Annotated in this window: 21 protein-coding genes; 17 read left to right on the top strand and 4 right to left on the bottom strand. The window is 68.0% G+C overall.

The features are described 5' to 3' along the window. Positions 1 to 139 precede the first annotated feature (139 nt). Positions 140 to 367 carry a hypothetical protein gene (locus LC490_RS03795; protein WP_031370436.1) on the bottom strand — a complete coding sequence of 76 codons (228 nt, stop codon included), beginning with the start codon at positions 365 to 367 and terminating at the stop codon, positions 140 to 142. A gap of 183 nt (positions 368 to 550) precedes the next feature. Further along, a complete protein-coding gene (locus LC490_RS03790; protein ID WP_223619341.1) occupies positions 551 to 1243 on the bottom strand; it encodes an AIM24 family protein in 693 nt (230 codons plus the stop codon). Between the two features lie 247 nt (positions 1244 to 1490). On the opposite strand from LC490_RS03790, the gene pyrH reads away from it, so the two are divergent. Then, complete coding sequence (gene pyrH / locus LC490_RS03785) at positions 1491 to 2213, top strand: UMP kinase (RefSeq protein WP_031370434.1); 723 nt, start codon at positions 1491 to 1493, stop codon at positions 2211 to 2213. Positions 2214 to 2388: 175 nt separating this feature from the next. Here the strand turns inward: pyrH and LC490_RS03780 are convergent, their stop codons facing one another. Together LC490_RS03780 and LC490_RS03775 are read right to left on the bottom strand one after the other, a co-directional pair. Further along, the gene (locus LC490_RS03780) at positions 2389 to 4035 is read right to left on the bottom strand and encodes a M56 family metallopeptidase (protein ID WP_223619340.1); all 1647 of its coding nucleotides are present in this window, start codon (positions 4033 to 4035) and stop codon (positions 2389 to 2391) included. Position 4036: 1 nt separating this feature from the next. Beyond that, positions 4037 to 4423, bottom strand: a complete 387-nt coding sequence (locus LC490_RS03775; RefSeq protein ID WP_031370432.1) for a BlaI/MecI/CopY family transcriptional regulator — start codon at positions 4421 to 4423, stop codon at positions 4037 to 4039. A 230-nt stretch (positions 4424 to 4653) separates the two neighbouring features. On the opposite strand from LC490_RS03775, the gene LC490_RS03770 reads away from it, so the two are divergent. From LC490_RS03770 to dnaE, 16 genes are all read left to right on the top strand, one after another. Then, on the top strand, positions 4654 to 5679 hold the full coding sequence (locus LC490_RS03770; protein ID WP_081930568.1) for a cation diffusion facilitator family transporter: 1026 nt from the start codon (positions 4654 to 4656) through the stop codon (positions 5677 to 5679). A gap of 263 nt (positions 5680 to 5942) precedes the next feature. Beyond that, entirely contained in the window at positions 5943 to 6500 is a 558-nt protein-coding gene (gene frr / locus LC490_RS03765) for a ribosome recycling factor (protein ID WP_031370430.1), read from the top strand. Between the two features lie 178 nt (positions 6501 to 6678). Continuing rightward, positions 6679 to 7449: a polyprenyl diphosphate synthase gene (gene uppS / locus LC490_RS03760; RefSeq protein WP_031370429.1), complete on the top strand. Its 771-nt coding sequence runs from the start codon at positions 6679 to 6681 to the stop codon at positions 7447 to 7449. After that, the gene (locus tag LC490_RS03755; protein ID WP_031370428.1) at positions 7446 to 8297 is read left to right on the top strand and encodes a phosphatidate cytidylyltransferase; all 852 of its coding nucleotides are present in this window, start codon (positions 7446 to 7448) and stop codon (positions 8295 to 8297) included. Before uppS ends, LC490_RS03755 begins: the two co-directional genes overlap by 4 nt. A gap of 277 nt (positions 8298 to 8574) precedes the next feature. Beyond that, a complete protein-coding gene (locus tag LC490_RS03750; RefSeq protein WP_223619339.1) occupies positions 8575 to 9786 on the top strand; it encodes a 1-deoxy-D-xylulose-5-phosphate reductoisomerase in 1212 nt (403 codons plus the stop codon). Between the two features lie 40 nt (positions 9787 to 9826). Further along, a complete protein-coding gene (rseP, locus tag LC490_RS03745) occupies positions 9827 to 11188 on the top strand; it encodes an RIP metalloprotease RseP (RefSeq protein WP_031370426.1) in 1362 nt (453 codons plus the stop codon). 100 nt (positions 11189 to 11288) lie between these two features. Then, a complete protein-coding gene (gene bamA, locus LC490_RS03740) occupies positions 11289 to 13763 on the top strand; it encodes an outer membrane protein assembly factor BamA (RefSeq protein ID WP_031370425.1) in 2475 nt (824 codons plus the stop codon). A 29-nt stretch (positions 13764 to 13792) separates the two neighbouring features. Further along, on the top strand, positions 13793 to 14812 hold the full coding sequence (gene lpxD, locus LC490_RS03735) for a UDP-3-O-(3-hydroxymyristoyl)glucosamine N-acyltransferase (protein ID WP_031370424.1): 1020 nt from the start codon (positions 13793 to 13795) through the stop codon (positions 14810 to 14812). Positions 14813 to 15008: 196 nt separating this feature from the next. After that, positions 15009 to 15464: a 3-hydroxyacyl-ACP dehydratase FabZ gene (gene fabZ / locus LC490_RS03730; RefSeq protein WP_031370423.1), complete on the top strand. Its 456-nt coding sequence runs from the start codon at positions 15009 to 15011 to the stop codon at positions 15462 to 15464. A gap of 4 nt (positions 15465 to 15468) precedes the next feature. Then, entirely contained in the window at positions 15469 to 16260 is a 792-nt protein-coding gene (gene lpxA, locus LC490_RS03725; protein ID WP_031370422.1) for an acyl-ACP--UDP-N-acetylglucosamine O-acyltransferase, read from the top strand. A gap of 9 nt (positions 16261 to 16269) precedes the next feature. Continuing rightward, a complete protein-coding gene (locus LC490_RS03720; RefSeq protein ID WP_036147880.1) occupies positions 16270 to 16791 on the top strand; it encodes a hypothetical protein in 522 nt (173 codons plus the stop codon). A gap of 17 nt (positions 16792 to 16808) precedes the next feature. Further along, the gene (gene lpxB, locus LC490_RS03715) at positions 16809 to 18038 is read left to right on the top strand and encodes a lipid-A-disaccharide synthase (protein WP_223619338.1); all 1230 of its coding nucleotides are present in this window, start codon (positions 16809 to 16811) and stop codon (positions 18036 to 18038) included. Further along, the gene (gene rnhB / locus LC490_RS03710; protein WP_223619337.1) at positions 18025 to 18702 is read left to right on the top strand and encodes a ribonuclease HII; all 678 of its coding nucleotides are present in this window, start codon (positions 18025 to 18027) and stop codon (positions 18700 to 18702) included. Before lpxB ends, rnhB begins: the two co-directional genes overlap by 14 nt. Continuing rightward, positions 18699 to 19274: a DUF4166 domain-containing protein gene (locus tag LC490_RS03705; protein ID WP_051884333.1), complete on the top strand. Its 576-nt coding sequence runs from the start codon at positions 18699 to 18701 to the stop codon at positions 19272 to 19274. The genes rnhB and LC490_RS03705 overlap by 4 nt, the downstream gene beginning before the upstream one ends. A 1227-nt stretch (positions 19275 to 20501) precedes the next feature. Then, positions 20502 to 21137, top strand: coding sequence for a hypothetical protein (locus LC490_RS03700; RefSeq protein WP_036148876.1), 636 nt, complete (start codon positions 20502 to 20504; stop codon positions 21135 to 21137). Positions 21138 to 21464: 327 nt separating this feature from the next. Further along, a complete protein-coding gene (gene dnaE, locus LC490_RS03695; RefSeq protein ID WP_223619336.1) occupies positions 21465 to 24989 on the top strand; it encodes a DNA polymerase III subunit alpha in 3525 nt (1174 codons plus the stop codon). Positions 24990 to 25101 lie beyond the last annotated feature (112 nt).

Below are 25101 nucleotides of genomic sequence, written 5' to 3'. Positions count from 1 at the left end.
CCCGCGAAGGCGGGAACCCAGGGCTTTCGGGCGAGAACGCTTGAAGTCGCTGGGTGTTCGGCTTCGCCGAAGTGAAGCGTGCCCCACCTTCGCGGCAACGACGGGGATGGTTACGCTGTTCGATTCCCGATTCCCCGCCTCACTCGATCGGCGGGCAGGACTCGGCGTAGTGCGAACTCTGCGAGATCACCACCCACTGACCGCCGGTGTAGCGGTACTTGGTCAGCACGATCTCGTAGGCCCAGCCCTGGTATTCGCAGGTGGTCTCCGTGCGGAACGAGCCCTCGGCCGGATCGGCCTGGGCCACCGGCAGGAACAGCAACAGGCCCGACAGGCCCAACGCGCACACGGTATTCCGAAACGTCATGGCAACCCCTCCTGGGTTAGGCGAACCGATTCGCCGAACCGATCATAGTCCGGCCGCGTCCGCGTCCCTGCGACACCTGTCAGATTCCCCCACCCCGACGCAACACGGCCGCGATCTCTCGCGGCCGTGCGCTTGCGGACCAGATCATGGCGGTCGCGGCAGCGGGAACGCTGCCGCGGCGGCTCAGCCGGCCTGCTGGAAATACACCTCTTCGTACGGCTGCACGACGACCCAGCCGGTGCCGGCGAACTTGAGCTGCACGCTCTCGCCCGAGCCGCGCCCGAACAGGGTGCCCAGGGAGATGTCGGTGACGATGTCGGGGCTGAGGCCGCCGGACCAGGCGACGGTCGCGTTCGGGTCGGTGAACACCGGCTGGTCCGGGGTCACCGCCAGGGTCAGCGGTTCGTAATGCGAGGTGATCGCGACCACGCCGCTGCCGCTGAGTTTGATGTTGAACAGGCCGCCGGACATCATGCCCGAGACCTTGCGCATCATCTTGATGTCGGCCGAAATGCCGTCCTCGTAGGCCAGCACGTCGTTGCCGTTGACGAAGATGGACTCGCCGCCCAGGCGCAGCAGGGTGATCTTCTTGCCGGCATCGGCGATGTAGACCCGGCCCTTGCCTTCCATCTTCATCAGCTGCGTGCCTTCGCCGCTGATCGCCTTCTTCAGCAGGTTGCTCAGGCCCTGCTCGAGCACGCCCTGGCGCACGAACTTGACGCCGCCGCGGTACGCCACCATCGAGCCGGCCTTGGCCCAGACCCGGCCGTCGAGCTTGACTTCGAGCAGGTGCGAGCTTTCCAGCTCGAACACGTCCTGGCTGAGGTCCTTCTGCTTCGAGGCTTCGACGAATTCGTTGAGGTTCTTGATCGACACTTCCATCTCCTTGGGTGGTGCGCGGCGCGTGCCGGGACGGCACGGGCGCGATACGGCGGTTCCAATCTGGACCGGCGGCGGGATCATAAGGGATCGCCGTGCCGGAACGAGGGCGGCGGCACCGACAATCGCAGCCGCGGACACGGCCGACATGGCCTTCGCGGCCGCCGGAGGCCCGTTTGCGCACGACCCGGGGTGGGCGCTTGAGCTACAATTCGGCCGCTGCCCGCCTCCCCGAGAATGCCCCATGTCCCAGCTCGCCTATCGCCGTGTCCTGTTGAAACTTTCCGGCGAGGCGTTGATGGGGGACGAGGACTACGGCATCGATCCCAAGGTGATCGGCCGCCTCGCCCGCGAAGTCATCGAAGTCCAGCAGGCCGGCGCGGAAATCGCGCTGGTGATCGGCGGCGGCAACATCTTCCGCGGCGCCGGCCTCGCCGCCAGCGGCATGGACCGGGTCACCGGCGACCAGATGGGCATGCTCGCCACCGTCATCAACGCCCTGGCGATGCAGGATTCGCTCGAGAAGCTCGGCGCCAAGGTGCGGGTGATGAGCGCGATCAAGATCAACGACGTCTGCGAGGACTACATCCGCCGTCGCGCGATTCGTCATTTGGAAAAAGGCCGCCTGGCGATCTTCGCCGCCGGCGTCGGCAGCCCGTTCTTCACCACCGACTCGGGCGCCGCCCTGCGCGCGATCGAGATCGGCGCCGACCTGTTGCTGAAGGCGACCAAGGTCGACGGCGTGTACGACAAGGACCCGAAGAAGCACAGCGACGCGGTGCGCTTCGACAAGCTCACCTACGACGACGTCATCACCCGCGACCTGCAGGTCATGGACACCGCGGCGTTCGCGCTGTGCCGCGACAGCGAACTGCCGCTGCGCATCTTCGACATGGGCCAGCCCGGCGTGCTGCTGAAGATCCTGCGCGGCGAGAACATCGGCACCCTGGTCAAGGGCCGCAACTGAGCCTGCGACTCAGGCGACCCGCTCGACGGCGGATGTCGTTTTGGGCCATCCGCTCCGGCCGCCCAGGCGCTGGAGCGTGATTCCCGGCAAGGCCGCCGAGCCCTGCCGCATCGATCGTTCCTCGTGAAGAAACGCCTCCCGCTCCGATGCCCGGAGCGCGATCGAGCATGCCCGATCAGGCGTCGGTCGCCGACTGCCCACCGTCGCTGATCCAGCGCACATACTCGGCCGCATCGCGCGCAGCCTGTTCGGCATCGCGGATAGCCTGCTGCACATCCCGGCGTGCCTGCTCGACATCGCGCATATGTTGTTCGGCATCGCGCCGGGCCTGTTCGGCATCGCGCGCCACCTGATCCCGATCCAACGCAGCCTGCCGCGCATCGTTTGCGCCTTGCGCCGCATCGAGACGAGCCTGCTCGCCGTCGCGCCGCGCCTGCTGGGCCACGCGTTCGGCCTCGCGACCGGCACGCTCGGCGTCCTGGGCCGAACGCAGGGCTTCGCGCTCGGCGATCTTGGCGTCGCGCTCGGCCTGGCGGGCATCGATCTCGGCCGCCTTCATGTCGCGCATGTGCTGCTGCAAACGCGCGAGAGTCGCGGCATCGCGCACTTCTTCGTAGCGCTCGTCGGCGTCGACGCGATAGAACTTGCCGCCCTTGGCCGCCCAGACCGAAGGCGCCTGCCCCTGGTGCCGCTCGAAGATGCGGGTTTCGCCGGCCTTGCCGCCGCTGCGGTCGGATTGGACCGAGATCGTCCGCGACGAGGCCTTTGCCGATGCGTCCGCAGCAGCGGTGATCCGGTACGGCACCAGGCCGAGCAGGACCACGGCGAAGGTCAACGCCAAGGTACCGGCGTGCGAGGTCGAAGCTGCGTTCTGCAACATGGTCAATCTCCTCTTGAGAGCGGTATAGGTGGGTGAAGCGCTGGCGACGCCGGCGCCGGGCCGCGGCGCGACGCCGAGGCGCAGGAGCAATCGCCCGTAGTCCTGGGGCGTGTAGCGGCGGCTGTCGAGCACCGCCGCATCGCAGGCGGCCTCCCGCGCAAGCGAGTACTCGCGTGCGACCAGATGAGCGAGCGGATGGAAGAAGAACAGCTGCTGGGCCAGGGCCGGCACCCAGCCCCACCACAGATCGCGACGGCGCAGATGGACCAACTCGTGGTGCAGGGCCATGTCGAGTTCGCCGGCACTCATCGAGGCGATGCGGTGTTGCGGCAACAGCACCACCGCAGGCCACGGGCCGAGCAGTTGCGGCGATTCGATCTCCGCCGACAGGCGCAGCTCCGGCAAACGCCGCAGGCCGAGGCTGTCGCCGAGCCGGCGATAGGCCTGCGCCACCGGCAGCGGCACCTCCGCCGAGGAACGCGCGATGCGACGGCGCGTGTCGAGGAAAGCGCGCAGGTTCGCGGTCAGCACGGCACTGAAAGCCAACAGCCAGATCCCGGCCAGTAACGAAGTCCACGACGGCCAGACGCTGCCGATCGCAGCATCGGCCAGCGATGCCGTGGGGGCGTCGCCGCCGGCCATCACGAACGGTAGGCGTGCCGACAACGGCATCGCCGTGGCCGACGGCGCGTCGGCGATCAGGATGCCGAAGGATTCCGGCAACAGCGGCAGCATCAGCGGCGTCGGCCACAACAGGCCAACCAACAACTGCAACGCCGCCAGCCACCACAGCCAGCAGCGCGCCGAAGCGCTCAGGCGCGGCAAGTAGCGGCACAGCGCCCACACCGCGGCGACCAGCAGCAAGGATTGCAGGCTGGCCGCGGCCAGGCGCGGCAGCAGCGTGTCGGCGACGAAGGACAGATCCATCGAGGGCAGACTCATCTCAGCTCTCCTTGCGGCGCGACTGCAGATCGGCGACGAGCCCTTCGAGTTCGGCCAGTTCCTCGTCGCTGACTTCGGTGCGCTGCGACATCCAGGCCACGAACGGCGACAGCGATCCCTGCAGGGTGTTGGCGACGAACTTGCCGACCGCCGAGCGCATCACGTCGTCGGGCGCGGTCGCACTGGCATAGCGGTACACGCCGCCGAGCTTGCGCCGGCGCAGATACGACTTCGCGCGCAGGCGTTCCATCATCGTCAGCACGGTCGAACGCGCGAGGCCGCGCGGCTCGCCGTAGGCGGAGGCGACTTCGCCGACCGAGGCGTCGCCGTTCTCGTCGATGTATTGCAGTAGCGCCAGTTCCTGGTCGCCTATGGATTTGCGGTTCATGACGCTCCTGCTGATCGCCTGACCGGGTCGTGGCCGGCCATGACTACATGTGTAGGCATAGTTGTCGTGACTACAGACGTAGTCAAGGGTGTCGGAAGTCATGACGGGCCGGCGCACGGCACGCGCAAGACCAGAGCGGATAGGGCTTCTGCGACGGCCATCGAGCTTCCGCCCGCACCCGGCCGGGGCTGTAATAGTGTTCACGGCGCGGGCCGTGACAGCATTCGTCCATGCACTCGCACAGCCATCACCACGGCCCCAGCGGCACCCGCGCCTTCGCCGCGGTGACCCTGATCAACCTGGCCTACACGATTCTCGAAGCCGGCTATGGCTTCATGACCAATTCGCTGGCCCTGCTGTCGGACGCCCTGCACAACCTGGGCGACGTGCTCGGGCTGGGCCTGGCCTGGGGCGCGGCAGTGCTGGCGCGGCGCGCGCCGACCGCGCGCCACACCTACGGCTGGCGACGCGCGACCCTGCTCTCGCCGTTGGCCAATGCCCTGCTGCTGGTCGGTTTTTCCGGCGCCCTGGGCTGGGAGGCGATCCGCCGCTTCAACGCGCCGCCGGAGATCCCGGCCCTGCCGGTGATGCTGGTGGCGGCACTCGGCATCGCGGTCAATCTCGGCGCGGCCTGGCTGGTACGCGACGGCCACGACCACGACCTCAACCGCCGCGGCGCCTTCCTGCATCTGATGGCCGACGCGGCCGTGTCGCTGGCCGCAGTCCTGGCCGGCGCCGGCATGTGGTTCACCGGTTGGGCCTGGCTCGACCCGGCCATCGCCCTGCTGATCGGCGCGGTGGTCGCGATCGGCGCCTTCGGTCTGCTGCGCGAGAGCTTCAACGCGGCGATGGACGCGGTGCCGCGCGGCGTCGACCGCGCCGAAGTCGAGAGCCTGCTGCGCGCGCAACCCGGGGTGGAAGCGATCCACCATCTGCACATCTGGTCGCTCGGCGCCGGCGAAATCGCCATGACCGCGCATATCGTGCGCCCCGACGACCGCGACCACGACGTCTTCATCGACCGCCTCAACCGCGAGCTCGACCAACGCTTCGGCATCAACCACCCGACCCTGCAGGTCGAGCACGGCCGGGCCTGCGAGCACGACCGCCACGACCGCGCGCCGCACGGCGCCGGCGGCCATGATCATGACCACGACCATGACGATCATCACGGCCACGAGCACGAACACAGGCACGGCCGCGAACAAGGCGACGAGGACCATCGGCATACGCACGGCCACTCGCACAGCCATTGAGGGTTCATGCTGCATTGCAGCGAAAACCGCGGCCGGCGCGGCCGGCGGCGCAGGATAACGAAAACTTCGCGTTTGCCCCGGCCTGAAACCGTGACGCAATCCGGTACACGGCCGCACATCGGCGCGCGCCATACCCGTGCAAAACAGCCTAAACCGCGCTGACCTCAGCCCATCCGCGTGGCCGCCACGGCGGCGTTCGGTCCGCAAAACCCGCCCGAGCCCATATAATCCCGCGATTACCGCCACAGGACCGGAGCCGGCGAATGCTCAATGAAATCAAGAAAGACGCACAGAACCGCATGGCCAAGAGCGTCGAAGCCTTTCGCCACGACCTGACCAAGGTCCGCACCGGGCGCGCTTCGGCTGCGCTGGTCGATCACCTGAAGGTGAACTACCACGGTTCCGAGATGCCGCTGAACCAGGTCGCCAGCGTCGCGGTCTCCGATGCGCGCACCCTGACCATCACCCCGTGGGAAAAGCAGATCGTCGGCGCGGTCGAGAAGGCCATCCTCGCCTCCGACCTGGGCCTGACCCCGAACACCGCCGGCACCGTCATCCGCATCAACCTGCCGGCGCTGACCGAAGAACGCCGCAAGGAACTGACCAAGGTCGTGCACAGCGAGAGCGAGAACGCGAAGGTCGCGATCCGCAACATCCGCCGCGACGCCAACACCCAGGCCAAGGAACTGCTGAAGGACAAGAAGATCACCGAGGACGAGCTGCGCCGCTACGAGGACGACATCCAGAAGGTCACCGACAGCGCGATCAAGGACGTCGACGGCGTGGTCAAGGCGAAGGAACAGGAATTGATGGCGGTCTGACCGGTCGCCGCAGTCCCTGGGCGGCGGTCCGAATCGATCGCCGCAGTTCCTGGACGATCGCGCACTGAACTTTCTGCCGATCGCACGGGTCAGCACTGGGTCCCGGACGGGATCCATCGTCGCCGGAACCCCGCTTCCGGATGCCCCTCCCGCTTCCAAGGTCAACATCATCGGCGCCATGCCCAACGAGCCCGCACCCACCGCGCCCGCACGCATCCCGCGCCACCTGGCCGTCATCATGGACGGCAACGGGCGCTGGGCCGAGCGCCGCCGCCGGCCGCGCATCATCGGCCACCGCGCCGGCGCGCGCACGGTCAACATCTGCATCGACTTCTGCATCGCCCGCGGCATCGAGGCGCTGACCCTGTTCGCGTTCTCGAGCGAAAACTGGGGCCGCCCCGAAGACGAAGTCGGCGCGCTCATGAAGCTGTTCCTCAACGCGCTCGAGCGCGAGGTCGAGGAACTTCACCGTCGCGGCGTGCGCGTGCGCTTCATCGGCGAGCGCGAGCGCTTCTCGGAAAAAATCCGCGAACGCATGGCTGCGGCCGAGCATCAAACCCGCAACAACGGCACCCTGCACCTGACCGTGGCCGCGAGCTACGGCGGGCGCTGGGACATCGCCCAGGCCGCACGGTCGCTGGCCGCCGACGTCGCCGCCGGACGCCTGGCGCCGGACGAGATCGACGAGGTGCTGATCGCCTCGCGCCTGTCGCTGGCCGACCTGCCGGCGCCGGATTTGTTCATCCGCACCGGCGGCGATACCCGCATCAGCAATTTCCTGCTGTGGCAGCTGGCCTATACCGAATTGTGGTTCACCGAGTTGTTGTGGCCGGAACTGGACGCGACGACCCTGCAACGCGCCCTCGACGATTACGGCAACCGCGAACGCCGTTTCGGCCTGACCGGGTCGCAAGTCGCCGCCGCCCTGTCCAACGAGACCGTTGAATGACCCGAACCCGCTTGCTCGCCGCGCTGGTGATGGCGCCTGTCGCGATTGCGGCGATCCTGCTGCTGCCGACGCCGTGGATGATCGCGGTGGCCGCCGTCCTGTTCCTCGCCGGGCTGTGGGAATGGTTCGATCTGGCCGAGATCGAAGACACCTTGTCGCGCACCGTGCTGCTGGTCGCGCACCTGGCGCTGATGGTCACCATCGTCTGGGCGTCGCGCTCGGGCGGTTTCGGCGGCGCCCAGGCGCCGTCGATGGTGCTGTTCAAACTGGCCTCGCTGATCGGCGTGATCTGGTGGCTGCTGGCCCTGCTGTGGCTGCAGCGCTTCGACTTCGCCAGCGACCACCGCACCTATGCGCGGATGTTCAAGCTCGCCGCCGCGGCGCTCAGCGTGATTCCGGCCTGGTGCGCGCTGGCCTGGATCCATGCCGAAGGCAGCAACGGCCACTGGTGGCTGCTGACCGCGCTGGCCGTGGTCTGGGCCGCCGACACCGGCGCCTACTTCGCCGGGCGCAAGTTCGGCATGCTCAAGCTCGCCCCGCGGGTCAGCCCCAACAAGACCGTCGAAGGCCTGATCGGCGGCGCCTTCGCCGGCGTCGCCGCCGGCGTCGGTTTCTCGCTGCTGGCCGGCGCGACCACGGCGCAATTGCCGTGGGTCGCGGTCGTCTCGCTCGCGGCGGTGCTGTTCTCGGTGGTCGGCGACCTGTTCGAGAGCCTGCTCAAGCGCCACGCCGGAGTGAAAGATTCGGGTCACCTGATTCCAGGCCACGGCGGCATCCTCGACCGCATCGACGGCGTGCTCGCCGCGCTGCCGGTGTTCGCCCTCGGCAAGGCGATCTTCGGGTTCTGATGATGAGTGCGCGGGTCTGCCGGGTAGAAGCGAATCCCCCCTCCCTCCCTTTTGCAAAGGGGGGGACAGCACGGGTTTGCACGGGGCTCACACTGAAATCGGGCGCCTGCGTGCTTGAAGCGCCTGCAGCATCCACCGCAGAGCCCGCCGGCCGTCCCTTTTCGAAACGACCCGCCCGCCTTCTCCCTTTGCAAAAGGGGGACCGAGGGGGATTTGCTTGTCCCCCGGCGCACCATGCGACCGCACCACGCAGCCCCTTCCACGCGAGCGCCCGCGCATGACGTCCCTCTCCCGCAAGGTCGCCGTGCTCGGCGCCACCGGTTCGATCGGCACTTCGGCATTGGACGTGATCGCGCGCCATCCCGAGGCGTTGCGCGCCAGCGTGCTCGCCGCCGGCGGCAAGGTCGACGCCCTGCTGGCCCTGTGCGAACAGCATCGCCCCGAGCACGCGGTGATCGCCGACCCGGCCGGCTATGCCGCCCTGCGCGACGGCCTGCGCGAGCGCGGTCTGTCGGCACAGGCCCATTGCGGCGACGAAGCCCTGGTCGAGCTGGTCTCGTCGGACGTCTGCGACACCGTGGTCGCGGCGATCGTCGGCGCCGCCGGCTTGTCCTCGACCCTGGCCGCGGCCCGCGCCGGCAAGCGCCTGCTGCTGGCCAACAAGGAATCGCTGGTCCTCGCCGGCGAGCTGCTGATGCACGCCGCGCACGAGGCCGGCGCCTGCATCGTGCCGATCGACAGCGAGCACAACGCCATCTTCCAGTGTCTGCCGCCGACCGCGCCGGCGCAGTCCGGCGGTCTGCCCTACGCCCGCGCCCATGCCGGTCTCAAGCGCATCCTGCTGACCGCCTCGGGCGGGCCGTTCCGTGGCCGTACACGTTCCGAACTGACCCAGGTCACCCCGGAACAGGCCGTGGCGCACCCGAAATGGTCGATGGGGCCGAAGATCTCGGTCGACTCGGCCACGCTGATGAACAAGGGCCTGGAAGTCATCGAGGCCCACCATCTGTTCGGGATCGAGGGCGAACGCATCGAGGTGCTGGTGCACCCGCAGAGCCTGGTCCATTCGCTGGTCGAATTCGTCGACGGCTCGACCCTGGCCCAACTGGGTTTGCCGGACATGCGCACCGCCCTCGCGGTCGGTTTCGGCTGGCCGGAGCGGATCGACTCGGGCGTGGCCGGGCTCGACCTGCTGGCCCACGGCCGCCTCGATTTCGAACGCCCCGACCTGGACGCCTTCCCCTGCCTGCGCCTGGCCTTCGAAGCCCTGGCCGCGGGCGGTACCGCCCCGGCGGTGCTGAACGCCGCCAACGAAGTGGCCGTTTCAGCCTTTCTTCAGCGGCGAATCGGTTTCCTAGCGATACCCGCGCTGGTCGAAGACACACTCGCCGCGCTCCCGACCATCCCGGCCAGTTCCTTGGCGGTGCTGCGCGAGGCCGATGCTCTGGCCCGTCGCCATGCCGAACAAGCGATCGGCCACAGGGCCTGAATCATGGCGACCACGGCAGGACAGCGATGCGGAGGCGGCCATGAGTGAAGTCCTGGGTTCGTTGTGGTGGCTGATCATCAGCCTCGGCGTGCTGGTCACGATCCATGAATTCGGCCATTTCTGGGTCGCGCGGCGCTGCGGCGTCAAGGTGCTGCGCTTCTCGATCGGTTTCGGCAAACCGCTGTGGCTGCGCAAGGGCCGCGACGGCACCGAGTACGTCATTGCGCGCATCCCGCTCGGCGGCTACGTCAAGATGCTCGACGAGCGCGAATACGAGGTCAGCGAAGCGCTCGCCCCGCAGGCCTTCAACCGCAAGCCGGTCTGGCAGCGCATCGCCATCGTCGTGGCCGGCCCGGCCGCAAACCTGATCCTGTGCGTGATGCTGCTGTGGGGCATGTTCGTGATCGGGCGCCCCGACTTCGCCCCGGTGGTCGGCAACGCCACCGGCATCGCCGCCGAAGCCGGCCTGCGCCGCGGCGATACCGTGCTGCAGATCGGCGACCGGCAGACGCCGACCTGGAGCGAAGTGCACATGGCACTGATCCCCTACGCACTCGACCACCAGGACGTGGCGGTGCGGGTGCGTGCGGAGAACGGCGCCCCGGCGACCCGCGAACTGCGCCTGTCGCGCCTGCCGGCCAAGTTCGACGAACGCCGCTCGATCGAAGTCATCGGCCTGAGCGGACGCCACGAGCTGCGTCCGGCCCTGATCGGCCGCATCGCGCCCGACTCCCCGGCCTGGGGCGTGCTCGCCGAGGGCGACCGCGTCACCGCGCTCGACGGCGACCCGGTCGGCGATTGGGAAGACATGGCCGCGGCGGTGACCCGCCTGGGCAAGCGCGGCGGCAGCGCCATGATCGAAGTGGCCCGCAACGGCGACCGCCTCGCCCTGGAGATCACCCCGGCCCGCCTGAAGAAGCCCGACGGCGAGGAATACTGGGGCCTGGGCCTGACCTCGGCCGCGACCGCGCCGCCCAAGCGCGACGCCGTGCTGCGCTACGGCCCGATCGACGCGGTGCCCGCGGCGCTGCGCGAAGGCGTGCACCAGGCCGAGCAATTGTTCGCGATGATTGGGCGCGCGTTCACCGGCCGGGTGTCGATCCAGAACACCGTCGCCGGCCCGGTGACCATCGGCCGCGCCGCCAACGCCTACGCCAGCAACGGTCCGGCCTGGTACCTGCAGTTGCTGGCGATGCTGTCGCTGAGCCTGGGAATCCTGAACCTGCTGCCGATCCCGATCTTGGACGGCGGACACCTGCTGTATTACCTTATCGAGCTGGTCAAAGGCAGTCCGGTCAGCGAACGCGTCATGGCGGCCGGGCATTTCGTGGGCCTGGCGTTGATCGCGAGCCTGATGGGCCTGGCGTTCTACAACGACATCTTGAACAACCTGGTGCGCTGATGCCGGCCTGACGCTCGAACGAACGCTTTGCCCTCACCCTGCCGCACTTTCGACCGATGCCCGCGATCGCCGGCATCCAATGCCCCAAACGGACGTAATGATGACGCGAACTCCTAATCGCCGCCTGCTCGCCCTCGCCCTTGCCACGGCAATGACCTCGGCCCCGGTGATTCCCGCGTTGGCGCAGTCGGCCGATCCGTTCGCCCTCGGCGGCAGCACGCCGAACACCCCGGCCCCGGGTTCGTTCACCGTCAGCGACATCCGCATCGACGGCCTGCAACGCATCTCCGCCGGTACCGTCTTCACCTACCTGCCGGTCGAGCGCGGCGACACGATGGACTCGGCCAAGGCCGGCGACGCCATCCGCGCCCTGTACAAGACCGGCTTCTTCGAGGACGTGCACCTGGACCGCCAGGGCAACATTCTCGTGGTCACCGTGACCGAGCGTCCGGCGATCAACAAGCTGACCCTGACCGGCAACAAGGACATCAAGAGCGAAGACCTGCTCAAGGGTCTGAAGGAAATCGGCCTGGCCGAAGGCGAGACCTTCGACCGCCTCGCCCTCGACAAGGTCACCCAGGATCTCAGCCGCCAGTACAACAACCGCGGCAAGTACAACGTCGAGATCACCCCGACGGTGGCGCGCCTGGACCGCAACCGCGTCGACCTGACGATCACCGTCAAGGAAGGCAAGGCCGCGAAGATCCGTCACATCAACCTGGTCGGCAACGACAAGTTCGAGCAGAAGGACATCCTCGACGGCTGGGAATCGCGCGAACACAACTGGCTCAGCTGGTACCGCCGCGACGACCAGTACTCGCGCGAGAAGCTGTCGGGCGATCTGGAAAAGCTCAACTCCTATTACCTCGACCGCGGCTACGTCGATTTCAGCATCGACTCGACCCAGGTCGCGATCAGCCCGGACCGCCAGGACATGTTCCTGACCGCCGGCCTCACCGAGGGCGACCAGTACAAGGTCTCCAGCGTGCAGGTCACCGGCGACACGATCCTGCCGAAGGAGCAGGTCGAGAAGCTGATCATCGTCAAGCCCGAGCAGATCTTCTCGCGCCGCCTGCTCGAGGTGAGCTCGGAAGCGATCACCGCCTCGCTCGGCAACGTCGGCTACGCCTTCGCCCAGGTCAATCCGATACCGGACGTCAACCGCGAAAACAAGACCGTCGGCATCAACATGCAGGTGGTGCCGGGCCCGCGCGTCAACGTGCGTCGGGTGATCTTCCAGGGCAACACCCGCACCGGCGACGAAGTGTTGCGCCGCGAAATGCGCCAGTTCGAAGGCGCGTGGTATTCGCAGGCCGCGATCGACCGTTCCAAGATCCGTCTGCAGGGCCTGGGTTATTTCGAGAACGTCGACGTCGAGAGCAAGCCGGTGCCGGGCACCAACGACCAGGTCGACGTGGTCTACAACCTCAAGGAAACCACCTCGGGCAGCTTCGTGTTCGGCCTGGGCTATTCCCAGCTCGGCAAGCTGACCACCCAGGTGCAGCTGTCGCAGAACAACTTCCTCGGCAGCGGCAACCGCGTGTCGGTGCAGGCGCAGCGCAGCTACTACCAAGAGCGCTACGACTTCTCCTACACCAACCCCTACTTCACCGACGACGGCGTCTCGCTGGGCTACAACGTGTCCTGGCGCGAGTTGGACTACTCCGACTTCAACACCGCCCAGTATTCGACCACCAGCGGCATCGGCCAGGTCGTGCTCGGCATTCCGCTGACCGAGACCGACTCGATCACCGGCATGCTCGGCATCGACAGCAACGAGATCCTGATCGGCCGCAGGGTCACGCCGCCGAGCATCGTCGACTATCTCGACGCGCTCGGCCGCCGTACCTTCCACGCCTGGCGCGCCCAGGTCGGCTGGGGCCGCAACAGCCTCAACCATGCGCTGACGCCGACCGCCGGCACCCAGCAGCGCGTGTGGATCGAAGCGACCCTGCCGGGCTCGACGGTCGAGTACTACAAGATCAACTACAACTTCTCCAAGTTCTGGCCGCTGTCGCGCCACCTGGTGCTCAACACCCGCACCGAGCTCGGTTACGGCGACAGCTACGGCAAGGACGTCAGCCGGGTCATCGACCGCGACGGTCCGGACGGCCCGCTGCCGCCGGAAACCATCACCGCGACCGGCCTGCCGTTCTTCGAGAATTTCTACGCCGGCGGCGTGCGCTCGGTGCGCGGCTTCACCGACAACACCCTCGGCCCGCGTCAGGCCTCGCTCTCCGGCGGCAGCTACGCCCAGCCGCTCGGCGGCGCGTTCAAGACCACCGGTTCGCTGGAAATGTATTTCCCGACCCTGCTCGATACGCCGGCGGCGCGCATCTCGGCCTTCGTCGACTTCGGCAGCGTCTACAAGAGCTACGACGACTTCGACGCCGGCGAACTGCGCGCATCGGCCGGTGTGGCGATGATGTGGCGCTCGCCGATGGGCCCGATCTCGATCAGCTACGCCTTCCCGTTCAAGAAGCAGGGCCCGACCTACAGCGCCGACGGCAAGACTCAGCTCGACCGCGGCGACGAACTGGAACGCCTGCAGTTCACCTTCGGCGGCACGTTCTGATCGCAGCTGCGACGACGGCCGCCCGCACCGTGGACAGCACCCGCTACACAGCCCAGGCCCTGGCCGAGCGTTACGCGCTCGGCCTGCACGGCGACGGCGCCGCCGAAGTCGGCGGTGTCGGCACCCTGGCCAAGGCCGGCCCGGACCAGCTCGCCTTTCTCGCCAACCCGAAATACCGCGCGCAACTGGCTGCCAGCCAGGCCGGCATCGTGGTCATGCGCGAGGACGATGCCGTCGGCTACGCCGGCACTGCGCTGATCGCGCGCGATCCCTATTCCGCCTTCGCCAAGATCTCGGCCCTGTTCGAGCCGCGCCCGCTGCGCGAGCCCGGCATCCATGCCTCCGCGGCGATCGATGCCAGCGCCGAGGTCTCCGCCGAGGCCCACATCGGCCCCTTCGTCAGCATCGGCGCGCGCAGCCGCGTCGAGGCCGGCGCCATCGTCGGCCCGGGCTGCGTGATCGGCGACGACTGCGTGGTCGGCGCCGGCAGCGAACTGGTCGCGCGGGTGACCCTGGTGACCCGCGTGCGCCTCGGCCAACGCGTGCTGATCCATCCCGGCGCGGTGCTCGGCGCCGACGGCTTCGGCCTGGCGATGGAAGCCGGCCGCTGGCTCAAGGTGCCCCAGCTCGGCGGCGTGTCGATCGGCGACGATTGCGAGATCGGCGCCAACACCACCATCGACCGCGGCGCCATCGAAGACACCGTGCTCGAGGAAGACGTACGCCTCGACAACCAGATCCAGATCGGCCACAACGTGCATATCGGCGCCCACAGCGCGATGGCCGGCTGCTCGGCCGCGGCCGGCAGCGCCAAGATCGGCCGCTACTGCCTGATCGGCGGCGGCGCCGGCGTGCTCGGCCACCTGGAGGTCTGCGACAAGGTCGTGATCACCGCGATGAGCCTGGTCACCAGTTCGATCCGCGAACCCGGCGAGTACTCCTCCGGGACGCCGCTGATGGACAACCGCAGCTGGCGCAAGAACGCCGCGCGCTTCAAGCAGCTCGACGCGATCGCCCGGCGCACCCCGCGCGGCCGCGAGGACGGCTGAGCCGGCGCGCTTCGATTCGGTTCGCTTAGGCGCGGGGCACCATACGGCGCCGCTCCACCGCGGGCGGAAACTGCGGGACAATGGCACGGCTGTCGCGGTTCGCCAGCGACCAGCCGATCCAAGCCAATCAACGATGGGGCCGCACAGGAAAGGCGGATTCAACGCGCAGGACGCGCATAACGGACGAACCAAGAAGATGAGCCAGACCCTGCAACTCCCGCTCGACGTGACGGCGATCCAGAAGCTGCTGCCGCACCGATACCCGTTCCTGCTGGTCGACCGCGTGGTCGAGTTCGAGGCGCACAAACGCGTGCTCGCCTACAAGAACGTGAGTTGCAACGAGCCCTTCTTCAACGGTCACTTCCCCAACAACCCGGTCATGCCGGGCGTGCTCGTGATCGAAGCCCTGGCCCAGGTCGGCGGCATTCTCACTCAGCTCTCGCATGGCGGCGAAGCCGAAGGCCGACTGTTCTACCTGGTCAAGATCGACGGTGCGCGTTTCTCGCGCATGGTCTCGCCGGGCGACAAGCTCGAGCTCGAGGTCACCCTCAAGCGCACCATCCGCAACATGGCGATGTACACCGGTATCGCCCGCGTCGACGGCCAGCAGGCCGCGTGCGCGGAGATCCTTTGCGCCGAGGTCAAGGAGTGACGCGATGAGCGCCACGACCCACACGATCCACCCCACCGCCTTCGTCGAGGCCGGCGCCGTTCTCGGCGACGGCGTCGTGGTCGGCCCGTTCTGCTATATCGGCGCCGAGGTCGAAGTCGGCGACGGCACCGTGTTCGGCCCGCACTGCGTGGTCCACGGCCCGACCCGGATCGGCCGCGGCAACCGCTTCTACGCCCAGTGCGCGATCGGCGGCGACCCGCAGGACAAGAAGTTCGCCGGCGAGCGCACCGAGCTGGTCATCGGCGACGACAACGTCTTCCGCGAGTTCGTCACCGTCAACCGCGGCACCGGCAACGGCGGCGGCATCACCCGCATCGGCGACGGCAACTGGCTGCTGGCTTATACCCACGTCGCCCACGACTGCCATATCGGCAACCAGTGCGTGTTCTCCAACAACTCGACCCTGGCCGGCCACGTCACCGTCGAAGACCAGGTGATCATGAGCGGCTTCGCCGGCGTGCATCAGTTCTGCCGGATCGGCGCGCACGCCTTCATCGGCATGGGCGCCCTGGTCAACGGCGACGTGCCGCCGTTCGTCATGGTTGCCCAGGACGGCTACGGCCGCCCGCGCGGCATCAACAGCGAAGGCCTCAAGCGCCGCGGCTTCGACGCCGAGCGCATCGGCGCGATCAAGCGCGCCTACCGCGCCCTGTACGTGTCCGGCGCCTCGCTCGAGGAAGCGCGCGGCAAGCTCGACGAGATCGCCGAGAGCAGCGCCGACGTGCGCGCCCTGCTCGACTTCATCGGCAACGGCGACCGCCCGCTGCTGCGCTGAGACGCCGGAATGGCCGCGACGATCCAGCGCCTGCGCATCGGCCGGACCGTCGTCGCCTGCGACATCGACGGTGCGCTGCGCCAGGCCGAAGTCGCCGAACTCTTCATCGACGAGCGTCCGCTCGCGCACTGGCTCGGCCTGCCGCGCGATCTCAGCAACAGCGATACCGACCTGGATCCCGCCTTGCCGCCGGCGCTGGCCGAACGCGGCCGCGCCGCGTTCCTCGCCCTGCAACCGGCGCACAACCAGCTCGGCTCGGGCCGGCTGGTGCTCTATCGCTGCCACTGCGGCAGCGACTACTGCGGGGTGATCTCTTGCGTCCTGGAATTTGATGGCGATCACGTCGTTTGGCAGCAAGTGACCCGGGAGGACGATGATGGCCCCATGTGCGGGCCGGATTCGGGCGAGAATGTTCAGGAAGAGAATGCGGCGCCGCCCTCGTTCTCTCCCGCCGCTCCGCTGCGGTTCGTGTTCGATCGAACCCAGTACCGGCTCGAACTGGAGCGTCACTTCCAGGAACGTCACTCCTAAGAGCGCCCTTTCCCCCGATGAATGCCGCCGCGCCCGCCCCCGCTCCGATCGACGAAATCTTCCCCGCCCCGCCCCCGCCGCCGCTGCGTTTCGCCCTGATCGCCGGCGAAGCCTCCGGCGACCTGCTCGGCGCCGGCCTGATCGAGGAACTCAAGCGCCGCCATCCGGGCGCCGAGTTCGTCGGCATCGGCGGCGAGCAGATGCGCGCGGCCGGCATGGACACCTGGTTCGACGCCAACGAACTGGCGGTGATGGGCCTGTCGGAAGTGCTCAAACACCTGCCGCGCCTGCTGCGCCTGCGCCGCGACGTGCGCCAGCGCATCCTCGATTGGAAGCCCGACGCCTTCATCGGCATCGACGCGCCCGACTTCAACCTCGGCGTCGAGCGTTGGCTCAAGCAGCGCGGCGTGCGCACCGTGCACTACGTCAGCCCCTCGGTCTGGGCCTGGCGCGAGAAGCGCGCCGAGAAGATCGGCCGCAGCGCCGACCGGGTGCTGTGCCTGTTCCCGATGGAACCGCCGATCTACGCCAGGCACGAGGTCGATGCACGCTTCGTCGGCCATCCGCTCGCCGACGAAATGCCGATCCACCCCGATCGCGACGAAGCGCGCATGAACCTCGGTCTCGACGACGAGGCGCCGGTGCTGGCGATGCTGCCGGGTTCGCGGGTCGGCGAGATCGAACGCCTGGCCGGCGATTTCCTCGGCGCCGCCGCGCTGGTGCTGGCCGCCGAGCCGCGCCTGAGCATCGTCGCGCCGATGGCCAACGCGCCCTCGCGCGCGGCGTTCGAGCGCATCCTCGCCGCCCATCCCGACGGCGAACGCCTGCGCCGCGCCCTGCGCATCGTCGACCGCGGCGCGCGCACGGTGATGGTCGCCAGCGACGCGGTGCTGCTCGCCTCCGGCACCGCCACCCTCGAAGCCATGCTGGCCAAGCGGCCGATGGTGGTCGGCTACAAGGTCGCGCCGCTGACCTATGCCGTGGTCAAGCGCCTGGGCATGCTCAAGGTCGACCACTACGCCTTGCCGAACGTGCTCGCCGGCGAAGCGGTCGTGCCCGAACTGATGCAGCACGACTGCACCCCGGAAAACCTCGCCGGCGCCTGCCTGCGCTGGCTGCGCGACCCGCAGGCCGCGGCCGCGCTGCTGCCGAAGTTCCAGCGCATCCATCTCGAACTCAAGCGCGACGCCTCGGCGCGCGCGGCCGATGCCGTGCTCGAGCTGATCGGCGAGAATGCTCCTGCATGAGTCCCTCGCCGTGACCACCGAATCGCTCGACCTCGCCGACACCGCCGTCGTCGCGAGCGAACCGCTGCGCGCGCGGGCCAAGCCGCGGCTGATCGCCGGCGTCGACGAAGCCGGGCGCGGCCCCCTGGCCGGGCCGGTCTCGGTGGCCGCGGTGATCCTCAACCCGCGCCGCCGCATCGACGGCCTGGACGATTCCAAGAAGCTCAGCGAGGCCCGTCGCGAGGCCTTGTATCCGCTGATCCTGGAGCGCGCCCTGGCTTGGCGGATCGAGTTCGTCGAGGTCGAGGAAATCGACCGGATCAACATCTTCCAGGCCACCATGACCGGCATGCGCCGGGCGGTGATCGGCCTGGCGCCGGTCGCCGACCTGGTGCGCGTGGACGGCAACCACCTGCCCCAGGGCTTGCCCTGTCGCGGCGAAGCGCTGATCGGCGGCGACGCCACCGAACCGGCGATCATGGCCGCCTCGATCCTGGCCAAGGTCGCGCGCGACCGCATGATGCGCAGCCTGCACGAGCGCTACCCGCAATACGGTTTCGACCAACACAAGGGTTACTCGACCGCCGCGCACCTGGCGGCATTGAGCGCGCACGGCCCCTGCCCGCATCACCGCCGCAGCTTCGCGCCGGTGCGCACGGCCTACGAAAACCTGTCGCTGTTTTGAGTGTCCCCAGCGCAAGCGCGAACCCCGCGGCGCCCCCGGTATTCGCGCGTCTGCTCGACGACGACGCCCGTGCCGGCCTGGCCCCGGCGGTGCGCGACTTCCATCAACGCGGCCCGGCCCATTACCGCGGCGAAGCCCTGGTACGCGGCGCCGGCCATCCCCTCGCACGCCTGGTGCGCTGGTGGTTCGGCTTCCCGGTGCCGGGCGAACAGGTGCGCGTGTCCTTGCGCATCGAAGAACGCAACGGCCGCGAACACTGGCACCGCCGCTTCGGCGAACGCGACTTTTCTTCGTCGTTCGCCCCGAGCCGCGACGGCCGCTTCCTGGCCGAGCAATTCGGCGCATTCCGCTTTCGTTTCGCCTTGCGTTCCGAAGCCGGCAGATTGCACTGGGACTTCGCCGGCTGGGCTTTCGGCCCCCTGCCGATGCCGCGCGCGCTCGGGCCGCGCATCGTGTCCTGGGAAGCGCAGGACGACGACGGCCGCCTGCGGTTTTTCTCGCAGGCCGATTTCCCGCTGCTGGGGCAGTTGATCTATTACGACGGTCGTGTGGAGCCTGTGTTGGCGGATTGATGTCGCTGGCGGACACGCTTTGACGTAATGACGTGGCAGTGGATCTTCAGCGGCCGGATGATACGAGCCGGCACCCAAACGACGACGCAAACGTAGTTTCGTGTCGCGGCTTGCGCCGCTCCTACCCAAGAGCAACGACGACCTACCCCGGCCGTTGCCGTTGCCGTTGCCGTTGCCGTTGCCGTGAAAGCTTGGCGCAGTACCGAGCTCGCGAGAACACCTGGAGACCCGGAGGGCGGCGCACAGGACGTGCGCCCAGCCCTTAAAAAGGGATGACTCGATAGGACAAGGATGTCCTATCGAAAAATCCCGGCACTAGCATCGCACTCGTGGCCTGTGCCCTTGCAAGGAGAGCCCTTTTCTTTGGTTACTTTTCTTTTGGGCTTAGCAAAAGAAAGTAACCCGGCCGCGTAGCGGGCGGAAGCTCTGCTCTTGCTTGAAGGGTGCCCCGGCAGCCGGCAGGATGTGGTCGCGACTCACGTCGTTCCTACAGGGGCAAGCTTCGCGCTTGCCTGTCGCTTTGCAGAAACAAGATCAAACGCCAAAAGCTTCCGCCACTAAAGCGGCGGGTAACTTTCTTTTGTCTAAAGCAACAAAAGTCCGTCTGGATTCCCTTCGGTCAAAGGTAACCAAAGAAAAATGCTTTTCTTTGAATCACAGGCCCGCACGAGCGGTGCTTCCGCGGGGATTTTTCATACGGGACATCCCTGTCCCGATGAAAAACGGCGCGCATCCCTGCGCGCCGCCCTCCGGGCCTTCGATTGCCTTCGCGAGTGCGAAACGACGCACAGCAACGGCAACAGCCCGGCGATAGCTACGCTCCTCCAGGGTAGGAGCGGCGCAAGCCGCGACCGCGCAACCACACGCCGCACCGCAACCTCATGCAATGTGAGAAACACCGCGCATCGTGAAAAACAACGACGCCGAGACGTTCCCGCATCTCCGAGAACAACGCCGCAACCGTTAAAAATGCGGTCGCGGCTCCCGCCGCTCCTACCCCTAAAGCAACGGCCCCGCCGAAAAACCGACGGCCCGCCGAAGTTCCCGCCACCGCGACCGCCCATCGGCTGAATACGCATCCCGTGCCAGTGGTCACAACGACTTCATACCGGCGCGCCCACACTGCCGTCAGGCGCAGAGTGAATTCGCAAGCTCTCCAGGTTCGCGTCGCCTCCGGCCCGCGGCGCGCATCCCGCCCTTCTTATCCGGCCGGACGCGAGGTGTTTCATGCGCATGCCTCATCCCACTCCGACTTCCGAGCCGCTGCCGTTCGAGCGCGATAGCGCCCTGCCGCACAACCGCGTCGGCTACGAGCCGGCCATGGCGATCACCCCCGCCGCGATCGCCGCTTTCGATGCCCTGGTGCACGAGTTGCACCCCGATGCCGCGCGCGTCGACGCCGCGCGCCTGCAGCGCCTGGCCGGCTGGCTGGCGGCGCTGCCGGCCAGCGAAGCCCGCCGCGTCGTCGACGAGCGCATGCAGAGCCTGCTGGACCTGCGCGCGATGGCCGCCGACCCGGCCTGGGACAGCGACGCGGCGATGCAGGCGCGCCTGGCCAAGCTGTTCGCCTACGTCGACAACGACCAGGACCTGATCCCGGACAAGGTGCCCCTGCTCGGCCTGCTCGACGATGTGCTGCTGATCGAGCTGACCTGGCCGGCGTTCGCCGCCGAGGCCGAGGACTACCGCGATTTCTGCATCTACCGGCGCATCGAGCACCCCAGCGGCGACGACGCCGAGCAACGCGCGGCCTGGGTCCGCGACCGCATCGCCGAGTTGTCGCTGCTGCAGCACAACGCCCGGGTCAACGACAGCCACTACGCGAACGGACGCTCGCCCGAACCGGTGTTCCGGATCGCCTGAGCGTCGGCCGGCCCGCCGGCGCGACGAATCGGCACCGATGCCCGCCATCGGCGCCCGGTTCGCCGGCGCCGCCACGGTGCCGAATAACGGCCGAGTAACGGGCCAGTCAACGGGCCCATGACCGGGCCCTTGAACAGCAGGCGATACCGTCCCTCCGCCGGCCGAATACGGCCTTGTCGCAACCCGGCGAGATCGACCTCTGGGCGGCCATCCAAGCCTGTCAAGGCTTGCCGCCGGCCACCGGGCTGATACCCTGCTGTTCGGCACGCAATCCGCTTGCCGTCCCACGGCTTGAATCCACCCGGTACGGCCGCAGAAACGGTACGCATGTCCGCTCCATTCGTTCATCTTCACCTGCACAGCGAATACTCGCTCGCCGATTCGACGATCCGCATCGGCGAACTGGTCAAACGCTGCGTCGCGCTCGGCCAACCGGCCGTCGCGCTGACCGACATCGACAACCTCTTCGCCACGGTCAAGTTCTACAAGGCCTGCGAAGGCGCCGGCATCAAGCCGATCATCGGCGCCGACGTCGGCCTGGCCGACGGCAACGAGACCGCTTCGCGCCTGACCCTGCTGTGCCGCGACCGCGGCGGCTACCTGACCCTGTCGCGCCTGCTCAGCCGCGCCTGGATGGAAGGCCACCGCACCGAAGGCGTGGTGCTGCGCCCGGAATGGCTGCGCGAAGACAACCAGGGCCTGTTCGCCCTCGCCGGCCGTCACAGCCTGGCCGGCCGTCTCGCCGCCAGCAACCGGGTCGAACTCGCCCATGCCTGGCTGGTCGACTGGCAAGGCGTGTTCGGCGACCGCCTGCACCTGGAACTGACCCGCAGCCAGCGCGACGGCGAAGAGGCCTTCAACGCCTTCGCCATGCAGGCCGCGAGCAAACGCGGCCTGCCGCTGATCGCCAGCAACGACGCCCGCTTCCTCGACCGCGAAGGCTACGAGGCGCACGAAGCGCGCGTGTGCATCGCCTCCGGCCGGGTGCTCGACGACCCCAAGCGCCCGCGCGACTACAGCGCCGAGCAGTACGTCAAGTCGACCGAGGAAATGCGCGAGCTGTTCGCCGACGTGCCCGACGCGGTCGACAACGCCCTGGCCTTGGCGACGCGCTGCAACGTCGAGCTCAAGCTCGGCGAGTACGCGCTGCCGGACTTCCCGGTGCCGGACGAGCACACCATCGAATCCTGGCTGCGCGCGCAATCGCGCGAAGGCCTGATCAAGCGCCTGGAAAAGAATCCGCTGGCGCCGGGCAAGACCCGCGAGGTCTACGACGAGCGTCTGGAAATCGAGCTGGACGTCATCATCAAGATGGGGTTCCCCGGCTACTTCCTGATCGTCGCAGACTTCATCAACTGGGCCAAGGATCATGAAATCCCGGTCGGCCCGGGCCGCGGTTCCGGTGCCGGTTCGCTGGTCGCCTGGGCGCTCGGCATCACCGATCTCGACCCGCTGCCCTACGACTTGCTGTTCGAGCGGTTCCTCAATCCCGAACGCGTGTCGATGCCCGACTTCGACATCGACTTCTGCATGGACCGGCGCGACGAGGTCATCGACTACGTCGCGCAGAAGTACGGCCGCGACCGCGTCAGCCAGATCATCACCTATGGCACCATGGCGGCGAAGGCGGTGGTGCGCGACGCCGGCCGCGTGCTCGGCCATCCCTACGGTTTCGTCGACGGCATCGCCAAGCTGATTCCCAACACGCTGGGCATCTCGCTCGACGACGCCCTGGGCGAGTCGGAAGCGGCGATCAAGAACCCGGAGCTAGCCTCCAGCGAACTGATCGCGCGCTACCGCAGCGAAGACGACGTGCGCGACCTGCTCGACCTGGCGCGCGAGCTCGAAGACCTGACCCGCAACGCCGGCAAGCACGCCGGCGGCGTGGTGATCGCGCCGAGCCCGCTGTCGGACTTCTGCCCGCTGTTCGCCGAACACGACGGCGAGGGCCGCGGCAAGAGCCCGGTGACCCAGTTCGACAAGGACGACGTCGAAGCCGTCGGCCTGGTCAAGTTCGACTTCCTCGGCCTGCGCACGCTGACGATCATCGATTGGGCGGTGCGCGCGATCAACAAGCGCCGCGCCCGCGAAGGCCAGGAACCGCTCGACATCACCGCGCTCGAGCTGACCGACCAGGCCACCTACGAGTTGTTCGCGCGCGGCGACACGGTCGCGGTGTTCCAGTTCGAATCGCGCGGCATGCGCGAGCTGCTCAAGCGCGCCAAGCCCGACACCTTCGAAGACATCATCGCGCTCGCCGCGTTGTTCCGTCCCGGCCCGCTGGGCTCGGGGATGGACAAGGACTGGGTCGACCGCAAACACGGCAACGCCGAGGTCACCTACCCGCACGACAGCCTGGAACCGGTGCTGGGGCCGACCTACGGCGTCATCGTCTACCAGGAACAGGTGATGCAGATCGCCCAGGTCCTGGCCGGCTATTCGCTGGGCGGCGCCGACATGCTGCGCCGCGCGATGGGCAAGAAAAAGCCCGAGGAAATGGCGAAGGAGCGCGCCAAGTTCGAGGCCGGCTGCGCCGAGCGCAACATCCCGGCCAAGCAGGCCAGCCCGATCTTCGACTTGATGGAGAAGTTCGCCGAGTACGGCTTCAACAAGTCGCACTCGGCCGCGTACGCGCTGGTCGCCTACCAGACCGGCTGGCTCAAGCGTCACTACCCCGCCGAATTCATGTCCGCGACCTGTTCGTCGGACATGGACAACACCGACAAGGTCGTCAACTTCCTCGACGAAGCGCGGGTCATGGGCCTGACCGTGCTGCCGCCGCACGTCAACGAATCGGACTACATGTTCGAGGCGATCGACGCCAATACGATCCGTTACGGCCTCGGCGCGGTGAAGGGCGTCGGCCGCGGCGTCTGCGAAGCGATCGTCGAAGCGCGCCGTGCCGGCCCGTTCGACGACCTGCTGGATTTCTGCAAGCGCGTCGACACCGGCAAGCTCAACCGCCGCGCGCTCGAAGCGCTGGCCCATGCCGGCGCGCTCGACGGCCTTGGCCGCAACCGCGCCACCTTGATGCTGCAGTTGCCGGAAGTGCTCAAGGCCACCGACCAACTGGCGAAGGAACGCGCCGCCGGCCAGGTCTCGCTGTTCGGCGGTTTCGAGGCGGCCGCACCGGCGCTGCATCTGGATCTGCCGCAAGCCGACGAATGGCCGCTCGCGCAGATCCTGCACGGCGAACGCGAAACCCTCGGCCATTACCTCAGCGGCCACCCCTTCGATCCGTACCGCGACGAGCTGCGCAGCCTGGTCGGCACCGACCTGGGCGAACTCGAAGGCATCTGGGAAAAACGCCCGGAAAGCGCGCGCAGCGGCTGGCGCCCGGAACTGGAAGTGATCGTCGCCGGCCAGGTGGTCGGCTTGCGCAAGAAAGGCGACAGCCAGATGTTCGTGCAGATCGAGGACGGCCGCGGCCGCCTGGAATGCGCGTTCTTCTCCGAGACCTACAGCGAGTTCGCCTCGATGCTGGCCCGCGACCGCCTGCTGGTGATCCAGGGCGGCCTGCGCGAGGACGCTTTCAGCGGCGGCTTCGCCTTGCGCGCGGCGCGCTGCTGGGACTACGCGCAGGTGTGTTCGCGCCACGCCCAGCGCCTGTCGATGCGGCTGGACCTGCGCGTGCCCGGCACCTGGCAGCGCGTCGACGCCCTGCTCGCCAAGCAGCGCCCCGGCCCGACCCCGATCCGCCTGGATCTGCTGCGCGACGGCGCCGCCGGCATGCTCGACCTCAACGGCACCCAGTCGGTGCGCGTCGATGCCGACCTGGTCGGCACCCTGCGCGCGCAGCCCGGCGTGAAGGCGGTCAAGCTGACCCTGTCGAAGCCCTGGGCTCAGAGCTAGAAATGAGCCGCGAGGAGTGAGGAGCGAGTAAAGACGGCTTCTCGCTCTCGCTTCTCGTCTCCGTCCTTTCCCATGCCTCTCGGTACGGTCCCCCGCCCTGGGCTAGACTGTG

Source organism: Lysobacter sp. ESA13C (genome assembly GCF_019970005.1).
Classification (GTDB): Bacteria; Pseudomonadota; Gammaproteobacteria; order Xanthomonadales; family Xanthomonadaceae; genus Lysobacter; species Lysobacter antibioticus_B.
This window is presented reverse-complemented; position numbering and strand designations above follow the sequence as displayed.

Coding starts and splice junctions, on each gene's coding strand:
- LC490_RS03795 (WP_031370436.1), bottom strand. CDS start 367: ATGACGTTTCGGAATACCGTGTGCGCGTTGGGCCTGTCGGGCCTGTTG.
- pyrH (WP_031370434.1), top strand. CDS start 1,491: ATGTCCCAGCTCGCCTATCGCCGTGTCCTGTTGAAACTTTCCGGCGAG.
- LC490_RS03780 (WP_223619340.1), bottom strand. CDS start 4,035: ATGAGTCTGCCCTCGATGGATCTGTCCTTCGTCGCCGACACGCTGCTG.
- LC490_RS03775 (WP_031370432.1), bottom strand. CDS start 4,423: ATGAACCGCAAATCCATAGGCGACCAGGAACTGGCGCTACTGCAATAC.
- LC490_RS03770 (WP_081930568.1), top strand. CDS start 4,654: ATGCACTCGCACAGCCATCACCACGGCCCCAGCGGCACCCGCGCCTTC.
- frr (WP_031370430.1), top strand. CDS start 5,943: ATGCTCAATGAAATCAAGAAAGACGCACAGAACCGCATGGCCAAGAGC.
- uppS (WP_031370429.1), top strand. CDS start 6,679: ATGCCCAACGAGCCCGCACCCACCGCGCCCGCACGCATCCCGCGCCAC.
- LC490_RS03755 (WP_031370428.1), top strand. CDS start 7,446: ATGACCCGAACCCGCTTGCTCGCCGCGCTGGTGATGGCGCCTGTCGCG.
- LC490_RS03750 (WP_223619339.1), top strand. CDS start 8,575: ATGACGTCCCTCTCCCGCAAGGTCGCCGTGCTCGGCGCCACCGGTTCG.
- rseP (WP_031370426.1), top strand. CDS start 9,827: ATGAGTGAAGTCCTGGGTTCGTTGTGGTGGCTGATCATCAGCCTCGGC.
- bamA (WP_031370425.1), top strand. CDS start 11,289: ATGACGCGAACTCCTAATCGCCGCCTGCTCGCCCTCGCCCTTGCCACG.
- fabZ (WP_031370423.1), top strand. CDS start 15,009: ATGAGCCAGACCCTGCAACTCCCGCTCGACGTGACGGCGATCCAGAAG.
- lpxA (WP_031370422.1), top strand. CDS start 15,469: ATGAGCGCCACGACCCACACGATCCACCCCACCGCCTTCGTCGAGGCC.
- LC490_RS03720 (WP_036147880.1), top strand. CDS start 16,270: ATGGCCGCGACGATCCAGCGCCTGCGCATCGGCCGGACCGTCGTCGCC.
- lpxB (WP_223619338.1), top strand. CDS start 16,809: ATGAATGCCGCCGCGCCCGCCCCCGCTCCGATCGACGAAATCTTCCCC.
- rnhB (WP_223619337.1), top strand. CDS start 18,025: ATGCTCCTGCATGAGTCCCTCGCCGTGACCACCGAATCGCTCGACCTC.
- LC490_RS03700 (WP_036148876.1), top strand. CDS start 20,502: ATGCGCATGCCTCATCCCACTCCGACTTCCGAGCCGCTGCCGTTCGAG.
- dnaE (WP_223619336.1), top strand. CDS start 21,465: ATGTCCGCTCCATTCGTTCATCTTCACCTGCACAGCGAATACTCGCTC.